At 50.7% G+C, this 24,095-nt stretch carries 26 protein-coding genes; 8 read left to right on the top strand and 18 right to left on the bottom strand.

Features of this window, described 5'->3' with window-relative positions:
* Positions 1-7: 7 nt before the first annotated feature.
* The 12 genes from HPY52_07515 to HPY52_07460 all read right to left on the bottom strand — a co-directional run bounded on the left by HPY52_07515 (position 8) and on the right by HPY52_07460 (position 10,167).
* Complete coding sequence (locus HPY52_07515) at positions 8-190, bottom strand: hypothetical protein (protein NPV80115.1); 183 nt, start codon at positions 188-190, stop codon at positions 8-10.
* An 18-nt stretch (positions 191-208) separates the two neighbouring features.
* On the bottom strand, positions 209-1,039 hold the full coding sequence (locus HPY52_07510) for a CvpA family protein (GenBank protein NPV80114.1): 831 nt from the start codon (positions 1,037-1,039) through the stop codon (positions 209-211).
* A 53-nt stretch (positions 1,040-1,092) separates the two neighbouring features.
* A complete protein-coding gene (locus HPY52_07505; GenBank protein NPV80113.1) occupies positions 1,093-1,395 on the bottom strand; it encodes a cell division protein ZapA in 303 nt (100 codons plus the stop codon).
* Positions 1,396-1,436: 41 nt separating this feature from the next.
* Positions 1,437-3,506 (bottom strand): phenylalanine--tRNA ligase subunit beta, encoded by a 2,070-nt coding sequence (locus HPY52_07500; protein NPV80112.1) that lies wholly within the window; start codon positions 3,504-3,506, stop codon positions 1,437-1,439.
* 34 nt (positions 3,507-3,540) lie between these two features.
* On the bottom strand, positions 3,541-4,560 hold the full coding sequence (gene pheS, locus HPY52_07495; GenBank protein ID NPV80111.1) for a phenylalanine--tRNA ligase subunit alpha: 1,020 nt from the start codon (positions 4,558-4,560) through the stop codon (positions 3,541-3,543).
* 148 nt (positions 4,561-4,708) lie between these two features.
* On the bottom strand, positions 4,709-4,798 hold the full coding sequence (locus tag HPY52_07490) for a YqzL family protein (protein ID NPV80110.1): 90 nt from the start codon (positions 4,796-4,798) through the stop codon (positions 4,709-4,711).
* Between the two features lie 40 nt (positions 4,799-4,838).
* Positions 4,839-5,708, bottom strand: coding sequence for an RNA methyltransferase (locus HPY52_07485; protein ID NPV80109.1), 870 nt, complete (start codon positions 5,706-5,708; stop codon positions 4,839-4,841).
* The gene (gene rplT, locus HPY52_07480) at positions 5,683-6,042 is read right to left on the bottom strand and encodes a 50S ribosomal protein L20 (GenBank protein NPV80108.1); all 360 of its coding nucleotides are present in this window, start codon (positions 6,040-6,042) and stop codon (positions 5,683-5,685) included. The genes HPY52_07485 and rplT overlap by 26 nt, the downstream gene beginning before the upstream one ends.
* A 97-nt stretch (positions 6,043-6,139) precedes the next feature.
* Positions 6,140-6,337, bottom strand: a complete 198-nt coding sequence (rpmI, locus tag HPY52_07475; GenBank protein ID NPV80107.1) for a 50S ribosomal protein L35 — start codon at positions 6,335-6,337, stop codon at positions 6,140-6,142.
* A 69-nt stretch (positions 6,338-6,406) separates the two neighbouring features.
* Positions 6,407-6,979: a translation initiation factor IF-3 gene (locus HPY52_07470; GenBank protein ID NPV80106.1), complete on the bottom strand. Its 573-nt coding sequence runs from the start codon at positions 6,977-6,979 to the stop codon at positions 6,407-6,409.
* A 314-nt stretch (positions 6,980-7,293) separates the two neighbouring features.
* The gene (thrS, locus tag HPY52_07465) at positions 7,294-9,102 is read right to left on the bottom strand and encodes a threonine--tRNA ligase (protein ID NPV80105.1); all 1,809 of its coding nucleotides are present in this window, start codon (positions 9,100-9,102) and stop codon (positions 7,294-7,296) included.
* 162 nt (positions 9,103-9,264) lie between these two features.
* Positions 9,265-10,167, bottom strand: coding sequence for a hypothetical protein (locus tag HPY52_07460; protein NPV80104.1), 903 nt, complete (start codon positions 10,165-10,167; stop codon positions 9,265-9,267).
* Between the two features lie 173 nt (positions 10,168-10,340).
* On the opposite strand from HPY52_07460, the gene HPY52_07455 reads away from it, so the two are divergent.
* The 5 genes from HPY52_07455 (at position 10,341) to HPY52_07435 (ending at position 17,570) form a co-directional block, all read left to right on the top strand.
* Positions 10,341-13,049 (top strand): UPF0182 family protein, encoded by a 2,709-nt coding sequence (locus HPY52_07455; GenBank protein NPV80103.1) that lies wholly within the window; start codon positions 10,341-10,343, stop codon positions 13,047-13,049.
* A gap of 32 nt (positions 13,050-13,081) precedes the next feature.
* Positions 13,082-14,032: an 8-oxoguanine DNA glycosylase gene (locus HPY52_07450; protein NPV80102.1), complete on the top strand. Its 951-nt coding sequence runs from the start codon at positions 13,082-13,084 to the stop codon at positions 14,030-14,032.
* Between the two features lie 425 nt (positions 14,033-14,457).
* Positions 14,458-15,675 (top strand): homocitrate synthase, encoded by a 1,218-nt coding sequence (nifV, locus tag HPY52_07445; GenBank protein ID NPV80101.1) that lies wholly within the window; start codon positions 14,458-14,460, stop codon positions 15,673-15,675.
* 103 nt (positions 15,676-15,778) lie between these two features.
* On the top strand, positions 15,779-17,035 hold the full coding sequence (locus HPY52_07440) for a 3-isopropylmalate dehydratase large subunit (protein ID NPV80100.1): 1,257 nt from the start codon (positions 15,779-15,781) through the stop codon (positions 17,033-17,035).
* Positions 17,036-17,069: 34 nt separating this feature from the next.
* Positions 17,070-17,570, top strand: a complete 501-nt coding sequence (locus HPY52_07435) for a 3-isopropylmalate dehydratase small subunit (GenBank protein ID NPV80099.1) — start codon at positions 17,070-17,072, stop codon at positions 17,568-17,570.
* Between the two features lie 83 nt (positions 17,571-17,653).
* Here the strand turns inward: HPY52_07435 and HPY52_07430 are convergent, their stop codons facing one another.
* Positions 17,654-17,839, bottom strand: coding sequence for a hypothetical protein (locus HPY52_07430; protein NPV80098.1), 186 nt, complete (start codon positions 17,837-17,839; stop codon positions 17,654-17,656).
* 197 nt (positions 17,840-18,036) lie between these two features.
* On the opposite strand from HPY52_07430, the gene HPY52_07425 reads away from it, so the two are divergent.
* Genes HPY52_07425 through HPY52_07415 form a run of 3 tightly spaced genes read left to right on the top strand, consistent with a single transcriptional unit; the run spans position 18,037 to position 18,925 of the window.
* A complete protein-coding gene (locus tag HPY52_07425) occupies positions 18,037-18,288 on the top strand; it encodes a hypothetical protein (protein NPV80097.1) in 252 nt (83 codons plus the stop codon).
* A 19-nt stretch (positions 18,289-18,307) separates the two neighbouring features.
* The gene (locus HPY52_07420; protein NPV80096.1) at positions 18,308-18,640 is read left to right on the top strand and encodes a hypothetical protein; all 333 of its coding nucleotides are present in this window, start codon (positions 18,308-18,310) and stop codon (positions 18,638-18,640) included.
* 3 nt (positions 18,641-18,643) lie between these two features.
* Complete coding sequence (locus HPY52_07415; GenBank protein NPV80095.1) at positions 18,644-18,925, top strand: hypothetical protein; 282 nt, start codon at positions 18,644-18,646, stop codon at positions 18,923-18,925.
* Here HPY52_07415 and yajC read toward each other — a convergent pair.
* The 5 genes from yajC to sigI form a co-directional block, all read right to left on the bottom strand.
* The gene (yajC, locus tag HPY52_07410; protein NPV80094.1) at positions 18,917-19,159 is read right to left on the bottom strand and encodes a preprotein translocase subunit YajC; all 243 of its coding nucleotides are present in this window, start codon (positions 19,157-19,159) and stop codon (positions 18,917-18,919) included. The genes HPY52_07415 and yajC overlap by 9 nt on opposite strands.
* 68 nt (positions 19,160-19,227) lie before the next feature.
* On the bottom strand, positions 19,228-20,436 hold the full coding sequence (tgt, locus tag HPY52_07405; protein NPV80093.1) for a tRNA guanosine(34) transglycosylase Tgt: 1,209 nt from the start codon (positions 20,434-20,436) through the stop codon (positions 19,228-19,230).
* Positions 20,433-21,470, bottom strand: coding sequence for a tRNA preQ1(34) S-adenosylmethionine ribosyltransferase-isomerase QueA (gene queA / locus HPY52_07400; protein NPV80092.1), 1,038 nt, complete (start codon positions 21,468-21,470; stop codon positions 20,433-20,435). Before queA ends, tgt begins: the two co-directional genes overlap by 4 nt.
* A gap of 200 nt (positions 21,471-21,670) precedes the next feature.
* Positions 21,671-22,999: a hypothetical protein gene (locus HPY52_07395; GenBank protein ID NPV80091.1), complete on the bottom strand. Its 1,329-nt coding sequence runs from the start codon at positions 22,997-22,999 to the stop codon at positions 21,671-21,673.
* 34 nt (positions 23,000-23,033) lie between these two features.
* Positions 23,034-23,792: an RNA polymerase sigma-I factor gene (sigI, locus tag HPY52_07390; GenBank protein NPV80090.1), complete on the bottom strand. Its 759-nt coding sequence runs from the start codon at positions 23,790-23,792 to the stop codon at positions 23,034-23,036.
* Positions 23,793-24,095: the final 303 nt, after the last annotated feature.

Genomic DNA, 24,095 nt, shown 5'->3' with positions numbered 1-24,095 from the left:
TTCAATCCTAACGCCCCGGACGCCGCGGCTTTTGCGCGGGCATGCCCCGGCGAGCCCCTTCTTTCTCCCTTTCTCTAGCTTCAGATTCCTTTTGCGCCTTTACCAGCTTGTCTACCTTGTTGGCAAAATAGATCCCTGCAATCAAAACGGCAAACATGAGTATTCCGACAACCAGTGTTTCTGTATCCATACATCGCACCATCCTTTTCTACCTAAGGTCACGCCTGTCTAATGTCGCGCCGCATACGGGGCATGGCCCCCGCGGTGAAACGAATCTATTGTTTGGCCATACTTTGCAGTCGATGCGAAATCCTTTCTTTGCCTCATCTACAGGGCATTTGTCATATATAAGATGAAAACCTTGGTATGTCTGGCACCCGTCGCTAGTCCGGCCGCATCTTGTACATACAAACTTAGGGGCGCTAAGGTATCCTCTCTGGACTATCCCCACAAATCTCACTTTACCACCGCAGGCCACGCATGTGGCCCCATCAAGTTTCTGAAAGTCTATGCGTCGCAGCCTGATTCCCTCGGGTGTGATCATGAGTCTAGGCGCGTCAGCAGGCAAGGATCTTTCAATCCGGCTGTACAGGGTTGGAGCATAGGAGAGGATGCCGGAGGCAATGGCAGATCCATCTATCGCAGAGCGAATACCTGAGAAAGGCAATGCCGAGATCAAAACAAGGGTGATACATACCAGAATGAGGCCCTTCAACAAGCCAAAGGCCGCTCCGCCCACGGCATCCAGCATCGAAAGCGGAGTCATGCGCGCAAGACGCGACCAAAGGTGACCTATCAGGGAGGCGATCACCAATACTGCAAGGATGATGACGGCAAATCCCACAACCCCTGAAATCCCGGCAGAGATTGGCACATACTGAGCCACTATGCTTCCGACATCGTCGAAATAACGAAAGGCCAAAAGAAGGGCAAGCACTATGCCGAAAATGTGGATTACCTGCCTGATGAGTCCTTGCCTCAATCCGCTGGCAGCATAGAAGATCAAGATGACCAATATGAGAATGCTTATCCAATCCAAGGTTGCCTCACCGTCCCGGTCCTCAGAAAACGCTGGTCAAGAATGATAAAAGGCTACCTTTTGCCTTCTATGAGCTGAACCAGCTCTTCATACTGAGCCTTGAGCTTGTGCAGTTCATCAGCCATGTTTAGACAGGTAAGGATCGCAGCCTGAGCGCGAGCAAGCTTTCGGTTAGCTTCAAGAGCCTGGCGGATTCGTGAATCTACCTCAGCGGCCAACTCTTTTATATATTCAGGATCGGCATCGCCCACGATGGTATACTCATCTGACATTATCCTCACGGCAACCCTGGACTTTTTCACAGGAGCAACCTCGGGACCACCGGCCGGAGTCTGGGCGCTTGAAGACTTGGCCACCGACCTCACCTCCCACGGATAATCCCTGGCACTCAATATGCTCATGCCCTTATTTCTGCCCCACATTCCCCCTGAAGCCTCTTTGATACCATTGCACGAATCTCATTAGCCTCTTCATCTGTGAGCGTTCTATCTTTGGCCCTTAAGACCATCCTGATGGCAAGGCTCCGATATCCCTTGGGGATCTGCGCCCCTGTATAGACATCGAAGAGCCTGAGATCCTCCAATAAATCCGTGGCGGCCTCTCTAATTATATTGTCAATACGCGCGTATGGCACATCTTCCTTCACGATGAAGGCAATATCCCTGCTCACCTCAGGGAACTTGGAGACCTCCCTGGCTGTGACCCTGGCTACAATGGACTGAGCTATCAGGTCAAAATCGAACTCAAAGACATATGCTCGATGGGGGAGATGGCATTCCTCGCGGATCTGAGGGTGCAATTCCCCGAATACTCCCACTGATTTCCCACCGATCATGAGAGCTGCAGTCCTGCCGGGATGAAGCGCCGGATGCTGAGTCCTCTCAAAGGAGTATCCCTCTACCCCCATCTCATCAAGGTACTCTTCAACTATCCCCTTGAGATCATAGAAATCAAAATCACGTTCGGAAACGCCCCACGTTGGCGGGCTTACAAGTCCCATTATGCCCCCAGCCACAGACCTCTTCTCTTTTGGCAATGTCTTTCCTTCTTCAGGAAGATAAACTTTGCCATGCTCAAACAGACGCACATCTGATACGTCCTTGGCCGCATTGCCCTTCAAGACCGCGATCACATTGGGAAGCAACGTCGTTCTGAGCATGCTCTGTTCTTCCACGAGTGGGTTCTCCAGCCTAACTCCTTCCCTCAGCGGATGATTTTCAGGCAGGCGAATCAAGTCAAGGGCCCACTGGCCTACCAGGCTCGACGTGACGGCTTCGGTCAGCCCCAGCCTTAACAGGATCTCTCTAGAGATATCCTCGGGATCTTGCTTGAATCCCCTGATCCTCTCGGGAATCGATCCAGACAGCATGGTGAGAGGAAAGCGCTCATATCCATAGATACGCGCAATCTCTTCCACGAAATCTGCCTCTATCGCCAGGTCGCGCCTGAAGCTAGGAATCTGTATCTCGATACTTCCTGACCGGGATTCGGATGCAGGTATCTCGAGTCTTGATAAGATATCTATCATCTCTTTGGAGGCTAGCTGGGTCCCCAGGAGGTGGTTGACGCGATCAACGCTGAGAGAGAAGAATCTCTTCTTCTCAGGCGCTGGATATACATCCACCAGGCCCCGAGCCACCTCCCCAACTCCCAATTTCTCGAAGAGCTCGCACGCCATATTCTGAGCCATCATCGCGAGTTCAGGATCAAGTCCCTTGTCAAATCTCAGCGAAGCTTCAGTACGGAGCTTCATCTTTTTGGATGTCCTGTATATGTTGCGCCCAAGGAAATTAGCAGATTCTAGGAGAATGATAGATGTATCATCGGTGATCTCAGAATCCATCCCGCCTATTATCCCTGCCAAGGCTATCGGCCTTTCAGCATCAGCTATTACAAGATTCTCTCCATTTAATTCCCTGGTCTCACCGTCAAGGGTGACAATGCTTTCCCCGGGCCTCGCCCGCCTCACTATGATCTTGCGACCCTTCACCATGTTGTAATCAAAAGCATGGAGCGGCTGACCACAGGCCAACATGACATAGTTGGTCACATCGACCGCATTGCATATGGGTCGGATTCCACATGCCTCGAGACGACGCTGAAGCCATAGCGGAGATGGTCCGATCTTTACATTTCTTATTATCCTTGCTATGTAGCGCAGCGCCAAATCGGGATCCTGGATCTCTACAGAAATGTAATCCTCGACGCTATCACCCTTGCCAGCGACCTCAGGAATCTCGACCTTGAGTGGTTTCGCAAGCCCGGCTGCAACTTCGCGTGCAACCCCTATGACTGACAGACAATCAGGCCTGTTAGGCGTTATCTCAAGATCATATACGATATTGCCCGAGTCATCGCGCTCAAGGGATTCCACCTTGGTGCCAGTCATGGTCATGAGCTCTGCGATTTCGTCAGGATCCCTGTCACACTCAACATATTCCATCAGCCAATCATGGGGAACCCGCATTCCTCTACCTCCTAAGATCTAGCCACGAGGCGCGTTAAAAACTCTGCAAGAAGCGCATATCGTTTTCAAGAAGAGAACGAATATCGCTGATCCCATATTTCAGCATCACAAGACGATCTACTCCCATGCCAAAAGCAAATCCGCTGACCTCTCCCGGGTCATATCCAACGTTTTCAAGGACCTTTGGGTGCACCATGCCTGCCCCCATTACTTCCAACCATCCGCTTCCCTTACAGAGCCGGCAACCAGAACCGCCGCACATTACACATGTTACATCCACCTCCGCGCTTGGCTCGGTAAATGGGAAGAAATGCGGCCGGAAGCGCGTACGAGTCTCGGGGCCGAAAAACTCCACCGCCCAGGCGGCAAGTGTGCCACGGAGATCCGAAAACTTTATGCCACGATCAACGGCCAATCCCTCAAGTTGGTGAAAAACCGGCGAATGAGAAGCATCGGTGGCATCGGCCCTGTACGCCCTGCCCGGAACGATGACACGGATCGGAGGCTTTCGAGACTCCATGGTTCTGATTTGGACTGGTGAGGTATGGGTCCTGAGAACGACCTTCGGGGACACGTAAAATGTATCCTGGATGTCACGGGAAGGGTGATCAGGCGGGGTATTCAACGCCTCAAAATTATAATAGTCTAGCTCTACTTCTGGTCCTTTGACAACCTCAAATCCCATTCTGCTGAAGATCCTGGCGAGTTCATCGAAGCCTCTGGTAAGTGGGTGCTTCCTTCCAACCCAGACCCGTCTACCGGGCATAGATATGTCAAGGGTTTCCTTCTTAAGGGCCTCTTGCGCCTCCCGCGACTTGATCTCTTGCTCACGTTTGGCGAGCTCGGCCTCACATAGATCCTTGAGCTCATTGACAAGGCGCCCCACCAAAGGTCTCTCGCCGGGGTCGATCTGACCCAGGCCTCTTAGTAGCTGAGTTATAATTCCCTTCTTACCGAGATATGAGCGTCTAACCTCCTCTAAGTGGGATGCCGAACCAGCAGCTTCTATGTCACGGATCATCCTATCCTTGATCTCAGCTACCTTCTGTTGCATTCTGGAAAACCTCCTGCATGAATATCAAACGACATGTAAACATCGCGACAAACCCCAATCATACTAAAAAGGTCACAACCGGACGTCAAGGGACGAGGCTGTGACCCTGGGCCCGTCGCGGGCCAGCACGCATTCTAAACCATATCTTCTACTGCGTTCTGAGACGCCGGTATATGAGATATGCCCTTATCGATCCGGTCACCTCGAAGATTCTCCAGAAAAAATCTGCTGTAAACATAGGGACCAACACCCCTTTACTGGTGATACGGCCGCCCCTGTCAAACTGAATTATAGCACAGCCTCTCGCCCCTTACAAGACGCTGTTTCGCGGCCTCATAGAGAACTATCGAGGTAGCCACAGCTACATTCAATGATTCGCTGCCGCCCGGCATAGGGATCGCGACGATGTCGTCGGAAGCCTCTGCTATTTCCTGGGAGATTCCCCAGGCCTCGTTTCCTAACACAATCGCGACAGGACGCACGAAATCATATTGATGGCAATATCGCCTGGCATGGGGGCTCGATGCCAGGATGGCTATACCGTGAGCCCTGAGCCATCTTATCGCTTCAATGGTAGATTTCTCAAAAATAGCAACGGGGACATGAAAAATGGCCCCCATGGCCGACCGGACAACCTTTGGATTGTAGAGATCGACACAACCCTCCGGCAGCACCACAAGGGACACGCCAAATCCCCACGCACTTCTCAAGATCGTACCCAGATTACCTGGGTCCTTTATTTCGTCACAGACCAGGATCAGCGGCAATTCGCCGATAGAACACCCTATGAGGGTTTCAGCATCCTGCATGGTGATTCTAGCAACCGCTAGTATCCCCTGTGATGTGACAGTGTCGGCGAGACGGCTTAGAATTCCTTGCGCTACCGGGATCAGAGGCACACCGCTATCCCGTACCTTTTGAAGGAGCCTCCGGCCCGGCTCCCTTTCCTCAAAATCCAGAGCAAATAGGACAAATTCAAGATCAATAGACGCAGCTATAGCCTCATCCACAAGCCGCGCGCCCTCTATGACATATGCCCCATACTCATATCTGAAGCCCCTGTTTTCGAGGAGGCGCCGGACAAGCTTGATCTTGGGATTATGAGGAGAGCTTATAGGTTCTCTATCTGACCGTTGACTCCCTTGCAACCCGGACCAGCTCCTCAAAGCCGGCAGCATCATTAACAGCCATATCGGCTATCATCTTTCTATTGATTTCCACCCCTGCCTTCTTGAGCCCGTCCATGAGCCTGCTGTAAGAGATGCCATTTGCCCTAGCAGCGGCATTAATTCGGGCAATCCAGAGACTTCTGATTTCGCGCTTTCTATTGCGTCTATCCCGATATGCATAAGCTAGCGACTTAAGAATGGCTTCATTGGCCCTTCTGAATATCTTACTCCTGGCTCCGGTGAAACCCTTGGCCATCTTGAGGATCTTCTTGTGCCTTCGTCGTGTGACAATTCCGCCCTTGACCCTGGGCATTTCCATCATCTCCCCGCAACTTATCAGGTAATGCTATGAATCAAAATAAAGCATGGAATGATAAACATAGGAGCACAAAAATCATGGAAGAACAGGATCAAAGAAATGGAATGAGCTTTCTGATTCTCCCTGAGTCTCCCTTTTCCATAACTACATCCTTACGGAGATGTCTCTTTTGTTTTTTTGTCTTAGCTGACAAAAGGTGGCTTCTATATGCCTTGAACCTGATGATCTTTCCGGTGCCGCTCACCTTGAACCTCTTAGCTGCTCCCCGATGTGTCTTTAGCTTTGGCACGCTGTAATTCCTCCCCGTAGATTCATCTGTAACCTCTAAATCATCCAATATGCCGGAGTAAGACCTTATCTATTTGGCGTCTGTTTCAGCCACATCATCTGTCTTACTGGGCTTATCAACCCTATCCAACTTATCGGATTTGGCCATTTGCTTCGGCGCAAGGACCATTATCATCATCTTTCCTTCCATCCTGGGCGCTTTTTCCACAATCCCTATGTCCTTCAGCTCTGAAGCAAGATCCTCAAGCAAAGCCTTTCCGATATCGGCGTGAACGATTTCCCGCCCCCTGAAACGCACAGAGGCTTTGACTTTATCTCCATCCAGCAGGAACTTCTGGGCACTGCGTACCTTCACCTGGAAATCATGCCCCTCGATGTTGGGCGTCATGCGGACTTCCTTGACGTCTATGATCCGCTGTTTCTTTTTCGCTTCCCGCTCCCGCTTCGCCTGCTCGTATTTATACTTACCATAATCAATGAGCCTACACACAGGGGGCTTCGCCAGCGCAGAAACTTCGACCAGGTCGAGGTTTCTTTCGTAAGCGATCCTAAGAGCATCCCTAGGAGACATTATACCCAGCTGTTCCCCATTCTCATCGATGAGCCTTATCTCCTTCGCCCGGATCTTTTCGTTCACCCTCAAGTCTTTGCTGATGGTTGGTCACCTCCTGAATTATTGTCGCAGAACACATAAATACGTCAAATGGGCGAGCTGAACCACCCGCCCATCTTGATCCTAGAGATCAGCGCCAGATATCACCTGCGCATAGATAGTCACACAAGCAATAGACCATGCTAGCAACCGCGGGCAGCAAGCCCGTGATGCACCACCGGCGCCGCATGGTGAGAAGCGGATGGCTTCTGCTTCAGTCTCTTAATATAGCAGCACTTAGTATATCATACCAGTATTCGAGGGTCAACCAGCATTTGGCCGGCTCCGCTGCATTTGGCCGTTTATCAGGATTTAGCTGCGACCTCTGAGAGCAGCCTTTCTCTAAATGCTGAAAGGGTCATGCTCCCTAGATCCCCATCTCTCCTTGAACGGACTGAAACATACTCATTCTTTTGTTCTTTGTCCCCGACTATGAGCATGTATGGCACCTTTTCCAGCTGAGACTCGCGAATCTTATAGCCTATCTTCTCGTTTCTATCGTCGATCTCCACCCTCAAGTCGTGAACCACCAGGTCATCCCGCACACGCTTCGCATAATCCACATGCTTTTCAGCGATGGGCAATATCTTCACCTGGACAGGACTGAGCCAAGCAGGAAAAGCGCCGGCGTAGTGCTCAACTAGCCCCGCGAAGAATCTTTCCATAGCTCCCAACACAGTCCTGTGAATCATCACCGGGTGATGCGGAGCATTGTCCTCCCCAATATACTGCAGATCAAAACGTGCAGGAAGATTGAAATCCACCTGTATCGTAGGCCCCTGCCAACCTCTGCCCATGGCATCCTTTATCTTCACATCGATGGCAGGTCCATAAAACTTGGCCTCGCCCTCCATCCGGCGATACTTGAAGCCTTTCTTTTCAAGGGCGCTGACGAGAGCTCCCTCAGCCTGTTCCCAAATCTCATCAGATCCGACATATTTCTCCTTTTGGGCCGGATCTCTGACCGAAAGCTCGACATCATATTCTTTGTAACCGAACGATCTCAACATAAACTGCATCAGATCGAGGACACCTATAAGCTCATCTTCCAGCTGGTCGGGACGAACGAAGAGATGAGCGTCATCCTGAGTGAAACCCCTCACCCTCAGAAGACCATGCAGCACCCCACTACGTTCATATCTGTAAACTGTCCCGAGCTCCGCCCATCTTATTGGTAAATCTCGATAAGATCTGGTCCGGGACTTGTACATCAGGATATGGAAGGGACAATTCATAGGTTTGAGCAGGTATTCAACATCATCTATGATTATGGGTGAATACATATTCTCCCGATACCAGCTCCAGTGCCCGGATATTTCCCAAAGGTCACGCCTCGCGATATGAGGGGTATAAACCAGCTCGTAGCCCCTCCTCAGATGCTCCTGTTTCCAGAAGTCCTCTATGATTCGCCTGACTGTGGCGCCCTTTGGGTGCCAGTATACAAGTCCGGCCCCGCCTTCTTCATGTATACTGAAAAGGTCAAGCTCACGCCCGAGCTTCCGGTGATCTCGCCTTTCAGCCTCCTCTACTAATCGTAGATACTTATCGAGCTCCTCCTGTGTCGGAAAGGCGGTGCCATAAATGCGCTGGAGCATCTCGCGTTTCTCGTCGCCTCTCCAATATGCTCCGGCCACATTCAATAGTTTGAAAGCCTTGACCCATCCGGTCGACGGAAGGTGCGGGCCCCGACAGAGATCCACGAATTCTCCCTGGCGGTAAATGCTCACGGTGTCCTCTGGGATACCATCCAGGAGTTCCAGCTTATAGTTCTCTCCCAGTTCCCGGAACATCTTCAAAGCGTCTTCCTTGGAGATTTCCTGGCGGACGATTGGAAGATCCTCGCGGATTATCTTTCTCATCTCTTCTTCGATTCTCTCAAGGTCCTGAGGGGTAAATGGGGAAGATCTCGCGAAGTCATAATAAAATCCATTTTCAATGGCAGGGCCAATAGCGAGTTTGACTTCCGGGAAGAGCCTCTTTACTGCCTGGGCCAGAATATGCGCAGTAGAATGCCTGTAAATCTCCATGCCTTCTTCTGAATTGAGGGCAACAGATTCTTCATTTGGAATCGGTATAGCTTCTGGTATGCTGTGTTGACCCCCGACCTTAGCCATCATATCATCGTTCCTTCCTGGAAATATACATAAGGCCCCCTGTCGGGGCCTCAATGAGCTCATTGAATTAATAACATCTCCATATGATTTCCATGTACCAAAGTATAATTAAGCAGATATCACATGTCAATAGAGGTCGCCAAGTGGGCCCAAGAATGACAATCATTGAGTGCACCAGGGACATCCTGGGCAGAATTCTACTCTCCCCTCAAATATGGTCATTATATTGGCAGCTATATCCCGGTCTCTTGCCAGATGGAGGATTATCTTTGACGGGGCTAGGGTGATCAGAGTACTCAATAAGAGATCCTCTTTTAGTGTTCCATCCCCACCACCTTTCACTTCCATTCCATCCAGATATTCATTGTGAAGCTCATTTCCCCGCGAATCCATGAGCTTAAGCCTGGCTTCCCCTGAATCCATCACATGAATCACTGATGTCTTCGGCTCCTGGATTTCAACGAAATATTTCAGTAAAGACAGGAACTCCCGATACTCTCGTTCCACGAGATAATCCTCTACTACTTGATTTAGTGCCTCACTCATGATCTTGACATGATCTTTGAGACGAAACATTACAAAACCATCGACTATGAATTCGGCATTGTCCTTTAGATAATCAAAAGTCCGTTCAAATACGGCATTTTTGACGGATTTACGTCCCGCCTCCATGATATCCCCCACCAAGACCTCGGTTGTCAAATATCTCGAAGATGCAGCGCCTATCCAAAAGGCCTTTATCACCTGTTCGCCGAGCCTTTGGATCTCTTCCTCATTTAGACCGGGATAATTACTGCTTGCCATTTTCTTCAACATAAGGGGGTAGACATCCTCTGTTACCAAGTCGGTGAGCACATTGGCAGTAGGGCGAATGACATGCTCCATCTTTTCAGAAGGGGAGGCGAATTGTCGTGGCACCTCCAGCGACATAAATATGATATTGCCATCTCTTTCTTGAGAAACACATATTCCTGGAATATCAATTTGGAAGTCCGGGATTTTTGAATAAAACCTATTGCAAAGATATGCGGCATATGCCTTGGTGCCGATTCTGATTGCATGCACGAAATTCACCCCCTTTGCCCAGGTGTATTACCAGGTGTATTATGTGTGTACCCGGACCGGGGGTATACAACCCAGTCGTTCCATATATCGCCGCATACAAGAACAAAACTGAAGGATACTCAAAATCATGATATAATGGGTTATGCTATTGAAAGAAAGGGGCTGAAAAACCCATGAACCGCTTGGCTCGCACCGCCATCACCTTTGCAGTCGTCGTATTTCTCCTCGTGATATTATTCGGCGGAATCGTAGCCCGAGTATACACTGACTGGCTGTGGTTCCTTAGCGAAGGATATCCTCAAGCTTTCTGGACCGGAATCATCTCCCGAATAGAACTTGGCATACTGGCCGGCGCGACCTATTTCATTTTCATCTATTTCAATCTCGCCATAACAAGGACAAGCATCAGAAGGCTTGAATGGACATCGGGCATGAGATTGCCAGGGTTCATCACGGCCAGAAGGGTAAATCTCGTTTTTCTCCTTCTGAGCCTTTTTGTTTCTTCATTGGCAGGACTCGGGGCTGCACAATACTGGTCATCGTTTCAGCTTTTCTTGCACCCAAGCCCATTTGGATACGCTGATCCCATATTCCACAATGATGTAGGCCTTTATGTTTTCAGATTGCCATTTCTTACATATGCATATTCCGCCGGGATGACCCTCGTCGTATTTTCGGCGATCCTGGTGGGCATTGTATACCTCCTCCTGGGAGAAATAGGATTCTCTCAAAGCACGTTCAGAATATCTGCTCTGCCGCGACGACATCTATCATTCCTCATCGGGAGCGGGTTCATACTCAAGGCCTTTGGGTACCTGATCAATGCCTACGGCATACTTTTTTCGCCGCGCGGCGTGGTCTTCGGCGCAGGATACACGGATGTTCACGCCAATTTGCTTGCATTTCGAGCCCTCAGTGTGATAGCCATTATTTGCGGGGTTCTGGTCCTGTTATATTCCCTATTCCAGACTCAAAAGCTGGCTATAGGCGGTGTCATAACCCTCGCTGCAGCTTCTTTTCTGTTGGGAAGCATCTATCCTCAAGTAGTTCAGAAACTGTCGGTTGAGCCCAACGAACTCGCGCGTGAAAGGCCTTTTATCGAGGCGAACATTGCTGGAACGCGAAGGGCATTTGGGCTTGATTCCATGGTAGTCCATGATTTAGATATAACTGATAATCTGAGCTATGGGGATCTGGCAAGACACAATGACACTCTATCAAACCTCCGGCTTTGGGATTGGCGCCCTCTGCTCGACACCTATTCGCAGCTGCAGGAAATCAGGCTTTACTACAATTTCCATGACGTGGATTTAGACAGATACACCATAAATGGCAAGCGTGTTCAAGTGGCATTATCACCGCGGGAGCTTCGAGTGAGCGACATCCCCCAGCAGGCTCGTACCTGGATCAACCAGCATCTTGTTTATACCCACGGCTATGGTCTGTGTATGAGCCATGTCAATAGAGTCACCCAGGAGGGACTGCCGGACTTAATAATTCGCGACATCCCCCCGAGGAGCATCGAAGGCCCAAAGATAACCAGACCGGAGATTTATTACGGGGAAGGGACAGACCAATATGTACTCGTGAACACTCGTACCAGGGAATTTGACTATCCCCTCGGAGAGCAAAATATTTACACGCAATACCGCGGCACCGGTGGAATCCCCATATCCTCCCCGATCAGGCGCCTGGCATTTGCGGTAAGATTCGCCAATGCAAAATTCCTGCTTTCTACAGAGATAACCCCTGAGAGCAAGATCCTGTTTTTCAGGAGCATAAAGGACAAGGTCTCCAGGATCGCGCCATTTTTGAGGTTTGACAATGACCCCTATATGGTGATAGATAATGGCCGTCTCTACTGGATCATCGACGCCTATACCACCACATCCTTCTTCCCATATTCCCAGCCTCATCGCGAGGGGTTCAACTATATCCGCAACCCGGTGAAGATCACCATCGATGCGTACAATGGCACTGTGGATTTTTATCTCTTTGATCCCGAAGAACCAATAGCAAGGTCATATTCAAGGATCTTCCCTGGGATGTTCCAGCCATATGAGAACATGCCGGAGGGACTCAAGGCGCATATCCGCTACCCTGAGTATATGTTCAGGATACAGGCTGAAACACTAGCCGCCTATCATATGACGGATCCCGATGTTTTCTATAACAGAGAGGATCTATGGGATATCCCCACTGAGGTCTATGCCGGGAGTGAGCAAAAGGTCCAGCCCTATTACATGCTGATGCGCCCGCCCGGAGAAGAAAAGCTCCAATATGTAATCACGATTCCTTTTACCCCATCCCGCAAGCCTAATATGATCTCATGGCTGTTTGCCGTCTCCGACCCCGAAGATTTTGGCAGGATGGTCCTGCTACGATTTTCCAAACAACATCTCGTCTATGGTCCGATGCAAGTCGAAGCTAGGATCAACCAATCTCCTGAGATTTCTCAATTGCTAACGCTTTGGAGCCAGCGCGGCTCAAGTGTGATACGGGGAAATCTGCTCACGATTCCCATTGAGAATTCTATGCTCTATGTTGAACCTCTTTATCTGCTGGCAGAGAAGAGCGGACTTCCAGAGCTCAAGAGAGTCATAGCTGTTTTCGGTGGCAACATTGTAATGGCGGAGACGCTGGAAAAAGCTTTGGCAGCCGCATTTGGAGCCACGCCGGCGCAGGCGCCGCAAGAAGCCAAACAACCGGGGCCAAGACTTGGAACCCCGCCCCCTGGTCTTACCATCCCTCGAGACCTCATAGAATCGGCCCTGAATCTCTACAGAGAAATGCAAGATAGGGCAAGGAGTGGGGATTGGGCCGGGTTCGGTGACAGGCTAAGGAAACTTGGGGAAACCCTCAATAAATTGAAAGGGTTTTAGAAGCCATAGTAGAAAGGACAGCGGAGCCAACAGTGAATATAAAAAAGGAGCCAGCGAGCAACAGGACCATTATTTCGGGGGTCAAACCATTCAACCTTCAATATACACTGGAATGCGGTCAGGCCTTCAGGTGGCGACCATATGAAGATACTGACCCTGATTGGAATGGCATCGGAAGGCATTCATATGTAGGAGTCGCAGGGGGGCGTATATTGAGGCTCTGGCAAGAGGCCGGCGATGTTGACAATCTCGTTGTGGAAGATGTCGACGGTGACATGGTGGACTTCGTGATCCGATATTTCGGGCTGGAAAAGGATCATCAGAGGATCGAGTCTGAGCTAAAGCAAATGGATCCCGTGCTCAGTAAAGCTGTAGAGTTTGCAAGCGGCCTGCGTCTTGCAAGTCAGGATCCATGGGAATGTCTCATCTCTTTCATTATTTCCGCGAGGAACAGCATACCTCTCATACAGAGGGCTGTTGAAAATCTATGCAAGACTTTCGGGCATGAGATACAGGATGGATTCTTCGCCTTTCCAGAACCCCGCGCTCTCGCATCTGCGCCTGTAGATGAGATCGAGAAGTGCGGAACGGGATTTCGCGCGCCATATGTGAAGCTGGCAGCCGAGACTGTAAGCTCGGGGGCCCTGAATTTTGAGGCGCTGCGAGAACTCTCATCCGATGAGATAAGAAAGGCGCTGCTATCTCTAAAGGGGGTTGGCCCCAAGATCGCAGATTGCGTGCTGCTGTTCGGGCTGGGCCGCTATGAAGCATTCCCCGTGGACATATGGATCGCCAGGATCATGAGTTTCTTTTATTTCGGTGGTAAGCAGGTCCCGCTCGAGCAAATCAGGGGATTCGCCGTAAGGCAATTTGGTCGCCTTGCCGGCTATGCTCAGGAGTACCTCTACTACTATGCCCGGACCTGTCTTGCCAGGCATTTACGTTCCTTTGCTAGAGACACTTCAAGAAGGAACAGCTACTAAAATGTAGAATAAATAAAATATGGGGTAGACAGAAAATGGGGGGATCACTATGGCAAGCAAGGTGCCACCGAAAAAGGAGAAAAAGAAGCCTAAGAAGGTGAAACCGCAGAGTGGTTCCAGCAAGGACAGTATCTCAGCCATTTTGAAGAAGTAGTGAACCGAACATCGCGTGAGAAAATCGTATATTCCGGGCCTGGTCAAAAAGGTGAGCGAGGAAATATCAAATTCTATTGACTGACCTTCCGGGTGTGTTATAATTATACAAATGCACCATACGCTCATCTGATAAAGGCAGTGCTATCCCGGAGAGGCAGGCTATGACGCCCATCTCGGGAGCGTTGTTTATACGCGCGAAAGGATGGGCGTCTTTTGTTAGATCCCCCAGGTGAAATATCAGGCAAGGATAATAGAGGGAGGCGAAAAGCATGTCAGATAGCTTGAAATCTGATACTGGTCAGGAGGTCCGCAAGGTTGATGTGAGGGATGCAGGGGCTAGCAAGGTTTTCATTGTTGATACCACATTAAGAGACGGAGAGCAGACAGCGGGGGTTGTATTTGCAAATACTGAAAAGCTCAGGATCGCGAAGCTTCTAGATGAAATAGGGGTCCACCAGATAGAAGCCGGGATTCCCGTAATGGGCGGAGAGGAGAAGCTGGCGATCAAGGCGATCGTAGACGCCGGCCTAAGGGCGAGTATAATGGGCTGGAACAGGGCCGTCATCGCGGATGTGCAGGAATCAATCGATTGCGGGGTAGATGCAGTCGCGATTTCAATTTCTACATCGGATATCCATATCCTGCACAAATTGAAGGCCACTCGCGCATGGGTGCTGGACAGCATGACTCGAGCCACTGAATTCGCCAAGAAACATGGTGTCTATGTATCAGTAAATGCCGAGGATGCCTCCCGCAGCGACATGGAGTTCCTCCTAGAGTTCGCGCGTGCCGCAAAGAATGCTGGGGCCGATCGCCTAAGGTATTGCGATACCGTTGGCATAATGGACCCGTTCAAAATTTATGATCATATCAAGACTATAGTCACCGAGGTAAAGATACCTGTAGAAATGCACACCCACAACGATTTTGGTATGGCTACGGCCAATGCGCTGGCCGGGATAAAGGCAGGCGCTACGTTTGTGGGCGTTACGGTAAATGGGCTTGGCGAAAGAGCGGGAAATGCCGCGCTAGAGGAAGTCGTCATGGCGCTCAAGCATATAGAAGGGATCGAGCTCAATATCAAAACCGAGAGATTTAGGGAGATCTCGGAATATGTCGCCAAAGCTTCCATGAGGGATCTCCCGGTCTGGAAGCCCATCGTGGGAAGCAACATGTTTGCTCATGAGTCGGGGATACATACAGATGGTGTCCTCAAAAATGCCTCTACCTATGAGGTGTTTTCCCCAGAGGAAGTCGGACTCCAGCGGCAAATCGTGATAGGGAAGCATTCCGGCTCTGCGGCCGTCATGGCGAAGTTCCGTGAATACGGTATACAATTAACAAAAGAAGAAGCTCATGCCCTAGTAGCGCGGATCCGGCAGGTTTCCGTGGATCTCAAGCGGGCTCTCTTCGATAAGGAACTTGTATATATATACGAAGATTTCAAGCGGGAACAGGCGAAGTCCCAAACAGGGGCTGGCAAATAGCTCCATCGCGCTTTCTCGAGGGCATTCTGCCACCAGCAGAGTGTACGGCAGGAGTATTATTTATTGTTGTTTTTGGGACGGGGGAACAACGGAGGTGTGATCCTTGGGTAAAACCATCGCCGAAAAGATCTTCAGCAGGCATTCTGGTCAAAACGTCAAGGCCTCTGATCTGGTCGTAGCAGATGTAGATTTTGTCATGGCGCAAGATGGCACATCGCCCCTTGCGATACGTTCATTCAAAGAGATGGGAGCCAGCAAGGTTTTTGATCCAAAACGTGTGGCGCTGGTGATAGATCATTGCAGCCCGAGCGCCTATGAAGGGACATCAAATCTGCACCAAATGATGAGGGATTTCGCCCGCGAGCAAGGCATTACCCTCTATGATGCAGGCGAGGGGGTCTGTCACCAGCTTATACCTGAGCGTGGTCATGTAGCGCCCGGGGATCTGGTGATTGGAGCGGATTCCCATACATGCACCTATGGTGCCATCAATGCCTTTTCCACTGGCGTCGGCTCAACTGACCTGGCATCGGCAATGATGTCCGGACAGCTATGGTTCAAAGTTCCCCACACCATCAAAGTCATCTTTGATGGTGAGATCCCCGACGGGGTTTTTGCAAAGGACCTGGCTCTCCACCTGGCAGGTATCTTGACGGCTGACGGGGCAACATATGCATCCATCGAATATTCCGGAAGCGCTATAAGCGCGCTCTCCATAGAATCCCGCTTCACTATATCTAATCTGGCAGTCGAGGTTGGCGCGAAGGCAGGAATAATGCCCTATGACGGGAAGACGGAGGCCTGGATTCGGAAATATAGTCCCCGCCCCGGGACCCCTGTCGCGCCAGATCCTGATGCCATATATGCTGATACCATAATGATAGATGTCTCGGCTATTCAGCCACAAATAGCCGTCCCGCACCAGGTGGATAATGTCAAGCCGATTTTTGACGTGATTGGAACGCCCATACAAGAGGCCGTCATAGGGACCTGCACAAATGGAAGATATGAAGACCTGGAGGTCGCAGCCAGGGTCCTATCAGGGCGTCACGTCCATCCAGACGTAGTCTTAATTGTAGCGCCGGCTTCGCGATGGGTATTACTGGAAGCCATGAGGAATGGGATATTGGAAACGCTGATCGAGGCGGGGGCAGTTGTTGTGGCGCCAGGTTGTGGCCCATGTGTCGGATTGCATAACGGCATCCCAGCAGATGGGCAAAACGTCATTTCCACAGCGAACCGGAACTTCAAAGGGCGGATGGGGAACAACAAGGCAAATATCTACCTGGCCTCCCCTGCTACCGCCGCTGCCAGCGCCATAAGGGGCAAGATATCAGACCCAAGGGAATTCTTGCGATAGGCACATGCCGACCTGGAAAAAGAGGTGTGATTTTATGCTGTCCGGAACTGCCCATAAATTCGGAGACAATATCAATACTGACTACATCATCTCTGGAAAGTACAAATTCAAGACTCTTGACATGGACGACCTTGCAAAACATATCATGGAGGATCTTATCCCCGATTTCTACCAGAGAATCAAGCCAGGGGACTTCCTGGTCGCGGGCCGGAACTTTGGTTGCGGCTCTTCACGAGAGCAGGCACCGCTAGTAATAAAGCATGCGCATATAGCGGGGGTCATCGCTATTTCATTTGCGCGCATCTTCTATCGTAATGCCATCAACATGGGACTCCCACTCCTGGAATGTGACACAACCTCTATTCAGGACGGAGATCAACTGCAGGTGGACATGGAAAATGGCATTATCCGGGATATTACAACTGGCAAGGAATTGAGGACAAATCCCCTTCCCAAGGTTATGCTGGATATTATGTCCACCGGCGGGCTCGTAAACTACATGAAAAAGTATGGCAAATTCACCATATCTGCATGAGGTGGAACTGCGCGAGGTTGAGGCTCCTCCTTGGATAAATGCCGCCGGGAGGAGCCCCACACTCCGTGGTACTACTTTTTAAGTTATTTCTTGCTTCCCCGCTTTTCGTTTTTGACACGTCTCGCCTGCTTATCAGTCTCTGTAAGTGGTCGATTTGCCTCGGTCTGGAGTCCCCCTTCATTTAGCCCCAAATCATCTGCTATCTCCATCTCATAACGCTTCACCGATTCATCCACTTTGGCAGCCCGCCGATGTCTTTTCTCGGCCATTTGGCGAACCTCCCCCCATTTTGATCTCGCTCTTTAGTATGAACGCTAACCGGCCCAAAAATACGACTTGATTAGCATAATTAGCCACATTGTGCCCGGGGGAGTGACCACCAGGTAGGCGCCCGAATACAATTACATAGGAGAAGACTTCCTAGGGTCGGGCCCTCGCCCAACTCTGCTCTCTGGAGGGGAGGAAGATGCAGTCTATAAGGGTCGGAGATCTTGTGATGAGAAAATCGTACGATGGCGATGTGGTCTTCAAGGTGGTTGCCCTGACCTCTAATTCTGCGCTCCTCCGAGGTGTTGACTATAGAGTTATGGCCGATGCGCCGTTGAATGATATAGTGGCCTGCGCTCTTCCGGATTGTCCGGAGGGCAAGACCAGCAAAGGGGCATCCCGGCCATTTGACACTAAGGCCCGAAGCATCAGAGCAGGAAAAGCCCAATAACCTCAAAGGAGTGACGATGATGTCTGATGAAAAGCTAAGAGGTATTGATTTCCATGACCTGGACAGTAAGATAACCAGATTGGACATCCCGGGGTTCACCCCATCTACTGATACGTCTACACCTCAACAGCTCACCTGGGTCCAGGCCAGGACTACATGGTTCAGGCAAACGGAAGCAACCAGCCCATCCGTGTTATGGATTGCCACCACTGATACTGCAACAGTCTACAGGGCAGTCGATCAGGCATGGCTGGCAAGCTGGCAAAACGTTCTCATGAACGCGCAGGTCTTGTGGCTGCAGGTTGACACAGATAATATCATCCGCGCCTGGCAGCCCGGTAGGGCATTCTAAAGGATGGGTAATTCCATCGTTTCGGATGTGGCGGTAACAACAGGGGCTCCTCCCGGCGGACGTAGCGTGGCCGGGGATGGCGATACCGTCCTGCCGGACGCGACCTGCAGCAAGGTCGCGTCCGATGGTGAGGAGCACCCACTCCACGATAGTGCTGCGTCACCGAGGGGAGTATCCACTCCCCGGGACTATCGCGTCCGCTGGGATGAGACCACCGTCTCCCGAAAGGTCGCACCCGACAGGGGGCACCGCAACCCCGAGTATACCGGCCTCGACTCACTTTGATTGCTTTGGATCCTTGCCCAGGACACTTCCTACGGCTGATTTCGTGGTCCTGACATTCACATTGTCAGCGATCTTCAGGATTAGTGCGTCTTCCTTGATATCCACGATCTCCCCATATATTCCTCCGACGGTTACCACATGGTTCCCTTTGCGGAGAGAGGCGAGCATTTCCTGACGCTTCTTCTGCTGGATCTGTTGTGGTCTTATCAACATGAAGTAGAAGACCACGATCATGACAACAAATGGTAACAAGAGTCCGATGGGAGAAGCAGGCTGTTGCGCACCCAAATCAACATAACCTCCTAATCTTGTCTTCCTGGCCCAACGCTGGCGTTTTCATTAGTTCCACAATAAGCGGCAAATTCCTTCCTTATATCATCGAAGTTTCCGGCCGAAATGGCCTCTCTTGCGCGTTTCATCAGGCTGATCAAGAAATATAGATTGTGATAAGTCGCGAGCCTGAAGCCGAGAATTTCTCCTGCCTTGAGGAGGTGCCTCAAATAAGCCCGGGAGAAATTACGGCATACATAGCAATCGCACTCTGGATCCAACGGACCGAAATCTTCCGCAAAGGCCGCATCCCTCACAATTATTCTTCCGCGTTTGGTAAATATAGATCCATGTCTTGCGATCCTAGTAGCCAATACGCAATCAAACATATCCACACCCCTGGAAATCCCTTCTATCAAGTCCCCTGGAGCCCCCACTCCCATGAGATATCTTGGCCGATCTTCCGGCAGAATGGCCGTAGTGACATCTAATATATCCAACATCAGGGATTTCGGCTCTCCTACGCTCAAACCTCCTATGGAATACCCCGGAAAATCCATCTCCATGAGGGCTTCGGCCGACCGCCTGCGAAGATCAGGGTACATCCCCCCTTGAACAATTCCAAATAAAGCCTGGTTGGCATTCTTGTGCTTATCCTTGCAGCGCCTGGCCCATCTCAAGGTGCGTTCCATGGACTCCCTCGCATAATCCCGGCTTGCGGGATATGGCGTGCACTCATCAAAGGCCATTATGATATCAGCGCCGAGGGCATTCTGTACTTCTATAGCCGTCTCCGGAGAAAGGAATTTCTGGGATCCATCTAAATGAGACCGGAATGTCACCCCATCATCGGTTATATTTCTGAGATCCGCCAGACTGAATACTTGATAACCTCCACTATCCGTCAATATGGACCTTCTCCAGTTCATGAAGGAGTGTAATCCCCCAGCCCTGGCAATTAGTTCATGGCCCGGCCTGAGAAAGAGGTGATATGTATTCGCCAGGATGATCTCTGCCCCGATTTCCTCTAATTCAAGGGGACTCATGGCCTTTACCGTCGCCTGGGTGCCAACCGGCATAAAAACGGGCGTCTTTATCTCCCCGTGAGGAGTGGTCAATACCCCCGCGCGGCTCCGTCCGCATTTTGCCACAACAGCGAAATGAAAACTCAATCGGCAACATCCTCCATTTTCCAGACAACCAAATGAACGAATTTCCAAGCAACCAAAAATAAGGGTCATGACAAGATCAGCATGGCATCTCCGAAGCTGTAGAATCTATAGCGCTCCTCTATAGCTATTTCATAGGCCTTTAGGATCTTTTCCCGCCCCGCGAATGCTGAAACTAGCATCAGCAAAGTGGAACGAGGCAGGTGGAAATTCGTGATTATGGCATCAACCATCTTAAACTGATATCCGGGGTAGATGAAAAGCCGCGTAGCCCCGGTCCCCGGCTCGATACACCCATTCTTCGCGCAGGTCTCAAGGACCCTGACACATGTGGTGCCCACAGCAAAAATACGGCCTCCAGCGGATTTTACTGCGTTTATGGCATCAGCCGCCTCCGAACTCACAAAATAATGCTCCTCATGCATCTTGTGTTCTTCGACCATTTCCACCTTGACTGGCCGGAATGTCCCGATGCCGATGTGCAATGTTATTGGAATGACCCGGCATCCCATCTTACGAATCCTCTCAAGGAGTTCGGGAGTAAAATGAAGGCCAGCCGTGGGAGCGGCCACTGATCCCTCATGCCGGGCATAGACGGTTTGGTACCGCTCACCATCTTCGAGGGGTCGCTTTATGTATGGAGGAAGAGGAACGCTGCCAAGCTTCTCAAGGACTTCATGGATTTTGGCCTTCTCTGAATCACTGCCTAGGGAGAATCTTATCTGTCGCCCCCCAGATTCAGTTTTTGCAATCACATGCCCTATGAGTTCCCCCTCGCCAAATGAAATCTCAACGCCGCTCTTGACCCGCCGGCCAGGACTCACCAATGCCTCCCAGACTGCAGGCTGTATCTCGGATAATAGCAAAACCTCGACTCGGCCATGAGTATCCTTCCGGCGTCCTATGAGCCTTGCCTTGATCACCCTGGTATCATTGATCACCAGAGCATCTCCGGGACTCAGATATTCCACTATATGGTGGAAAATCCGATGCTCAACCTTTCCATCAGGATGAAGCACCATGAGCCGGGAGAGATCCCGACGCTCTACCGGCACCTGAGCTATGAGCTCAGGTGGCAATTGATAGTCAAATTCCTCAACACGCATCCATGAAAACCCTCTCCATATCCGGACCTTGCCATCTTGCCATCCAGACTCGCTACAGGAATCCCTTAAAACATATTTTGCACTGGTTGCATGACGACTAATTATCATTCAATCATGCCTAAGCCGGCACAGGATTTCACTCATATAACAGCACTACCCCCAGCCGGCTTAAGGATTATCATCAATTTAGCTTCATCAGTTTAGTTTTTCTTCTTATTTCCGCTCTCTAACTCATCCCCCTTGGCTTCTTTGTCCTTTTTCTTATCGTCGTCTTTGCTGTCCCCTGAATCTTGAGTATCTTGGGGGACGCTTAACTGGTCGTCCTCACTTTGCTTAGAAGCCACATTCGCCATCAAAGATAGCGACTTTGATGGCGTCAGCGATGGCTCTGATGCTGACGGAGAAGGCGTCGATGACGATGACGACGATAGTGGCAATGCTGCTGGTGTTGCTACTGATGGTGATGGCGATGGTGTTGTTGTTGCTGTAGATGATGATCTAGATGTAGATGGTGAGTCAACCGACGTAGCCTTACTCCTATCAGCATTCCCGCCATCGATGGATCTTGCGGCAAGCGAAATCCCGTCGCTGGTATTCGAGGCGGCGGTCATGATATCACTGCCTTCCCTGTCTTGGCCCGTCCTAGCGATCTCCACAGCCTGAGTATTTGCATTTTCGCCTGCACCCACGCCTTCTCCTGGCTCGCCCATAGGACCAGGCTGGATCTCACGATGCCCGGACCCAACATTTTCAGAGAGGCCGGCCTGAATACCCATCGCCCCAATATCGCCGGACATATCACCTCGTCCGGATTTGATGGCTGATGACCGATATGCGGGTCCTGGCGCCTTTGGCTCGCCAGGACTAGAAGTCGCAGCAACAAAGTGCCTTCCTTGATCCGGACCTACCGCCACGCTGCCGTCTTTGCCGCCAGCGTGACCGGCATCATGCGGCTTGACTGAATTGACTTGGCCACCTGCGCTCCTTCGGGCGCTCGTATTCCCCGAAATACTATGGCTATTGGCTTTGGCCACCTTGAACGTCCTCTCCTCGCGAGAGCCCCCCACTCCGGAAGAAAGGCTGGGTATCGATGTGGCAGACGTCGCGCCGGGCATGATCTTCGCCTGTAAAGGTGCTCCAGTATCATTGGCACCGCCATCTGCATCAGGGTAGGCCTCTTCCCTGATGCCCGCACTTGGCATCTGAGTCGTTTTGGGCATGGTCAGGGAATCCTCTCGGTGCAGCGACGATGGCATGAAGGAAATGAAGCCAATGAGTATGGCCAGGAAAATCATTGATGCTGCAGCATAGATGGTCCCCTGAGCAAAGAATCCCGATAGAAATGCTGTGGGCCACTGACGTGAATGGGCATGAGCTATGGGAACAAGGTCACCTACATTAACCTCGGAAGCATTTCGGATCCTGATCTGCAAAAATGAGCCTTCAGAATCCAATACAATGGCCCTATGGCCATCCACCTCGAGAACAAGCCCCTGACGACATCTAGCGTCATTTACTAGCCTTACCAATGCTATCCCCCCTTCCCACTGGTAATCGGCTCATTCAAAACCTGTCGACATACTCTTTGAGGTATACAAATTCATCGAGCAGGATAATCGCTATCGCGATTATGTATTTCCGCTGCCTTTCTATCGTCTTGCGACTCACGGGAACGCATCTGGCGAGTTCGGCGAGCGGCAGGTTCTTTTTCTTTATGAGATACTCCCTTAGATCTGGCCTGGTTGCCACTAGCTTCGCCACTTGCATTGCTCGCATCCGAGCATCCTTATGCTTTGGAGAGGCCTCAACCAGGTCTGCGAATGAGATTCCATACTCCTCGAGCAAATTCTTGAATCTAGCTATCTCCTCCTTCCTTTCCTGGGCCTCTACATCAGATACATGATTCAAAATGGCCTGGCGTTCTCCGACAAATTCCGCCGGATCATCCTCATCTGCGTCCTCTTCCACTGCAAAGCTGCTAAATGGAATTTCACGCTGAGTCTGCGATTCACGGCGAAAATAATCCGCCAGTCTCCTTCTCATGACAGTCTCGGAGAATGAAAGAAAAGACTTTCCTTTTCGGGAATCATAGTGAGTTATTGCTTCATCAAATGCCATCAAACCGACGCTGACCTCATCATCAAGCCCAACTCTAAGGTATTTCCTTGTTACCTTGGAAGCCACTTTCAAAATGAAGGGCAAGTAAGCCTTAACGAGGCTTTCACGGGCCTCCGCGCTCCCATTCTGCGCCTCGGCAATAGTCCGGTCGAGCGTGGCGGTGCCATTTTCTACAGCTGCTTCCTTCCTCAGGATTGGCCTCATGGGCTTCACCGCCTGTCAAGAATAAGATTCGTTTGATCAAGAGGTTTCGCGGGATATAAAATCCAAGTCCCGCTCGAATTTTATAGATTTACAAATCAATGGTTGCGCCAGCTAACCGCTGACATAGGAAGGATTTCTTCACTCAGATTCCAAACTCCTGCTGGTGGATAATTTCAACCCATATTTCGCATGTAATAATTCCCAGCCGGGTATTTTGAGGGATTAGAAGGGCCTGATGGCGAATCCCTTCGGAAGTAAGATAGTCCGGAGGGATGGCCATGGACCCGAAGGTCATTTTAGAAG

It is taken from the genome of Bacillota bacterium, from assembly GCA_013178415.1.
GTDB lineage: Bacteria > Bacillota > SHA-98 > Ch115 > Ch115 > Ch115.
The sequence above is the reverse complement of the archived record's forward strand: the minus strand, read 5'-3'. Positions and strand labels throughout refer to the sequence as shown.

Excerpts from the sequence above, each read along its gene's own strand:
- HPY52_07515 (NPV80115.1), bottom strand. The coding sequence starts at position 190 with ATGGATACAGAAACACTGGTTGTCGGAATACTCATGTTTGCCGTTTTG.
- HPY52_07500 (NPV80112.1), bottom strand. The coding sequence starts at position 3,506 with ATGCGGGTTCCCCATGATTGGCTGATGGAATATGTTGAGTGTGACAGG.
- pheS (NPV80111.1), bottom strand. The coding sequence starts at position 4,560 with ATGCAACAGAAGGTAGCTGAGATCAAGGATAGGATGATCCGTGACATA.
- HPY52_07490 (NPV80110.1), bottom strand. The coding sequence starts at position 4,798 with ATGTTTACAGCAGATTTTTTCTGGAGAATCTTCGAGGTGACCGGATCG.
- rplT (NPV80108.1), bottom strand. The coding sequence starts at position 6,042 with ATGCCCAGGGTCAAGGGCGGAATTGTCACACGACGAAGGCACAAGAAG.
- thrS (NPV80105.1), bottom strand. The coding sequence starts at position 9,102 with ATGGCTAAGGTCGGGGGTCAACACAGCATACCAGAAGCTATACCGATT.
- HPY52_07455 (NPV80103.1), top strand. The coding sequence starts at position 10,341 with ATGAACCGCTTGGCTCGCACCGCCATCACCTTTGCAGTCGTCGTATTT.
- nifV (NPV80101.1), top strand. The coding sequence starts at position 14,458 with ATGTCAGATAGCTTGAAATCTGATACTGGTCAGGAGGTCCGCAAGGTT.
- HPY52_07435 (NPV80099.1), top strand. The coding sequence starts at position 17,070 with ATGCTGTCCGGAACTGCCCATAAATTCGGAGACAATATCAATACTGAC.
- HPY52_07430 (NPV80098.1), bottom strand. The coding sequence starts at position 17,839 with ATGGCCGAGAAAAGACATCGGCGGGCTGCCAAAGTGGATGAATCGGTG.
- HPY52_07425 (NPV80097.1), top strand. The coding sequence starts at position 18,037 with ATGCAGTCTATAAGGGTCGGAGATCTTGTGATGAGAAAATCGTACGAT.
- HPY52_07420 (NPV80096.1), top strand. The coding sequence starts at position 18,308 with ATGTCTGATGAAAAGCTAAGAGGTATTGATTTCCATGACCTGGACAGT.
- HPY52_07415 (NPV80095.1), top strand. The coding sequence starts at position 18,644 with ATGGGTAATTCCATCGTTTCGGATGTGGCGGTAACAACAGGGGCTCCT.
- yajC (NPV80094.1), bottom strand. The coding sequence starts at position 19,159 with ATGATCGTGGTCTTCTACTTCATGTTGATAAGACCACAACAGATCCAG.
- tgt (NPV80093.1), bottom strand. The coding sequence starts at position 20,436 with ATGACCCTTATTTTTGGTTGCTTGGAAATTCGTTCATTTGGTTGTCTG.
- queA (NPV80092.1), bottom strand. The coding sequence starts at position 21,470 with ATGCGTGTTGAGGAATTTGACTATCAATTGCCACCTGAGCTCATAGCT.
- sigI (NPV80090.1), bottom strand. The coding sequence starts at position 23,792 with ATGAGGCCAATCCTGAGGAAGGAAGCAGCTGTAGAAAATGGCACCGCC.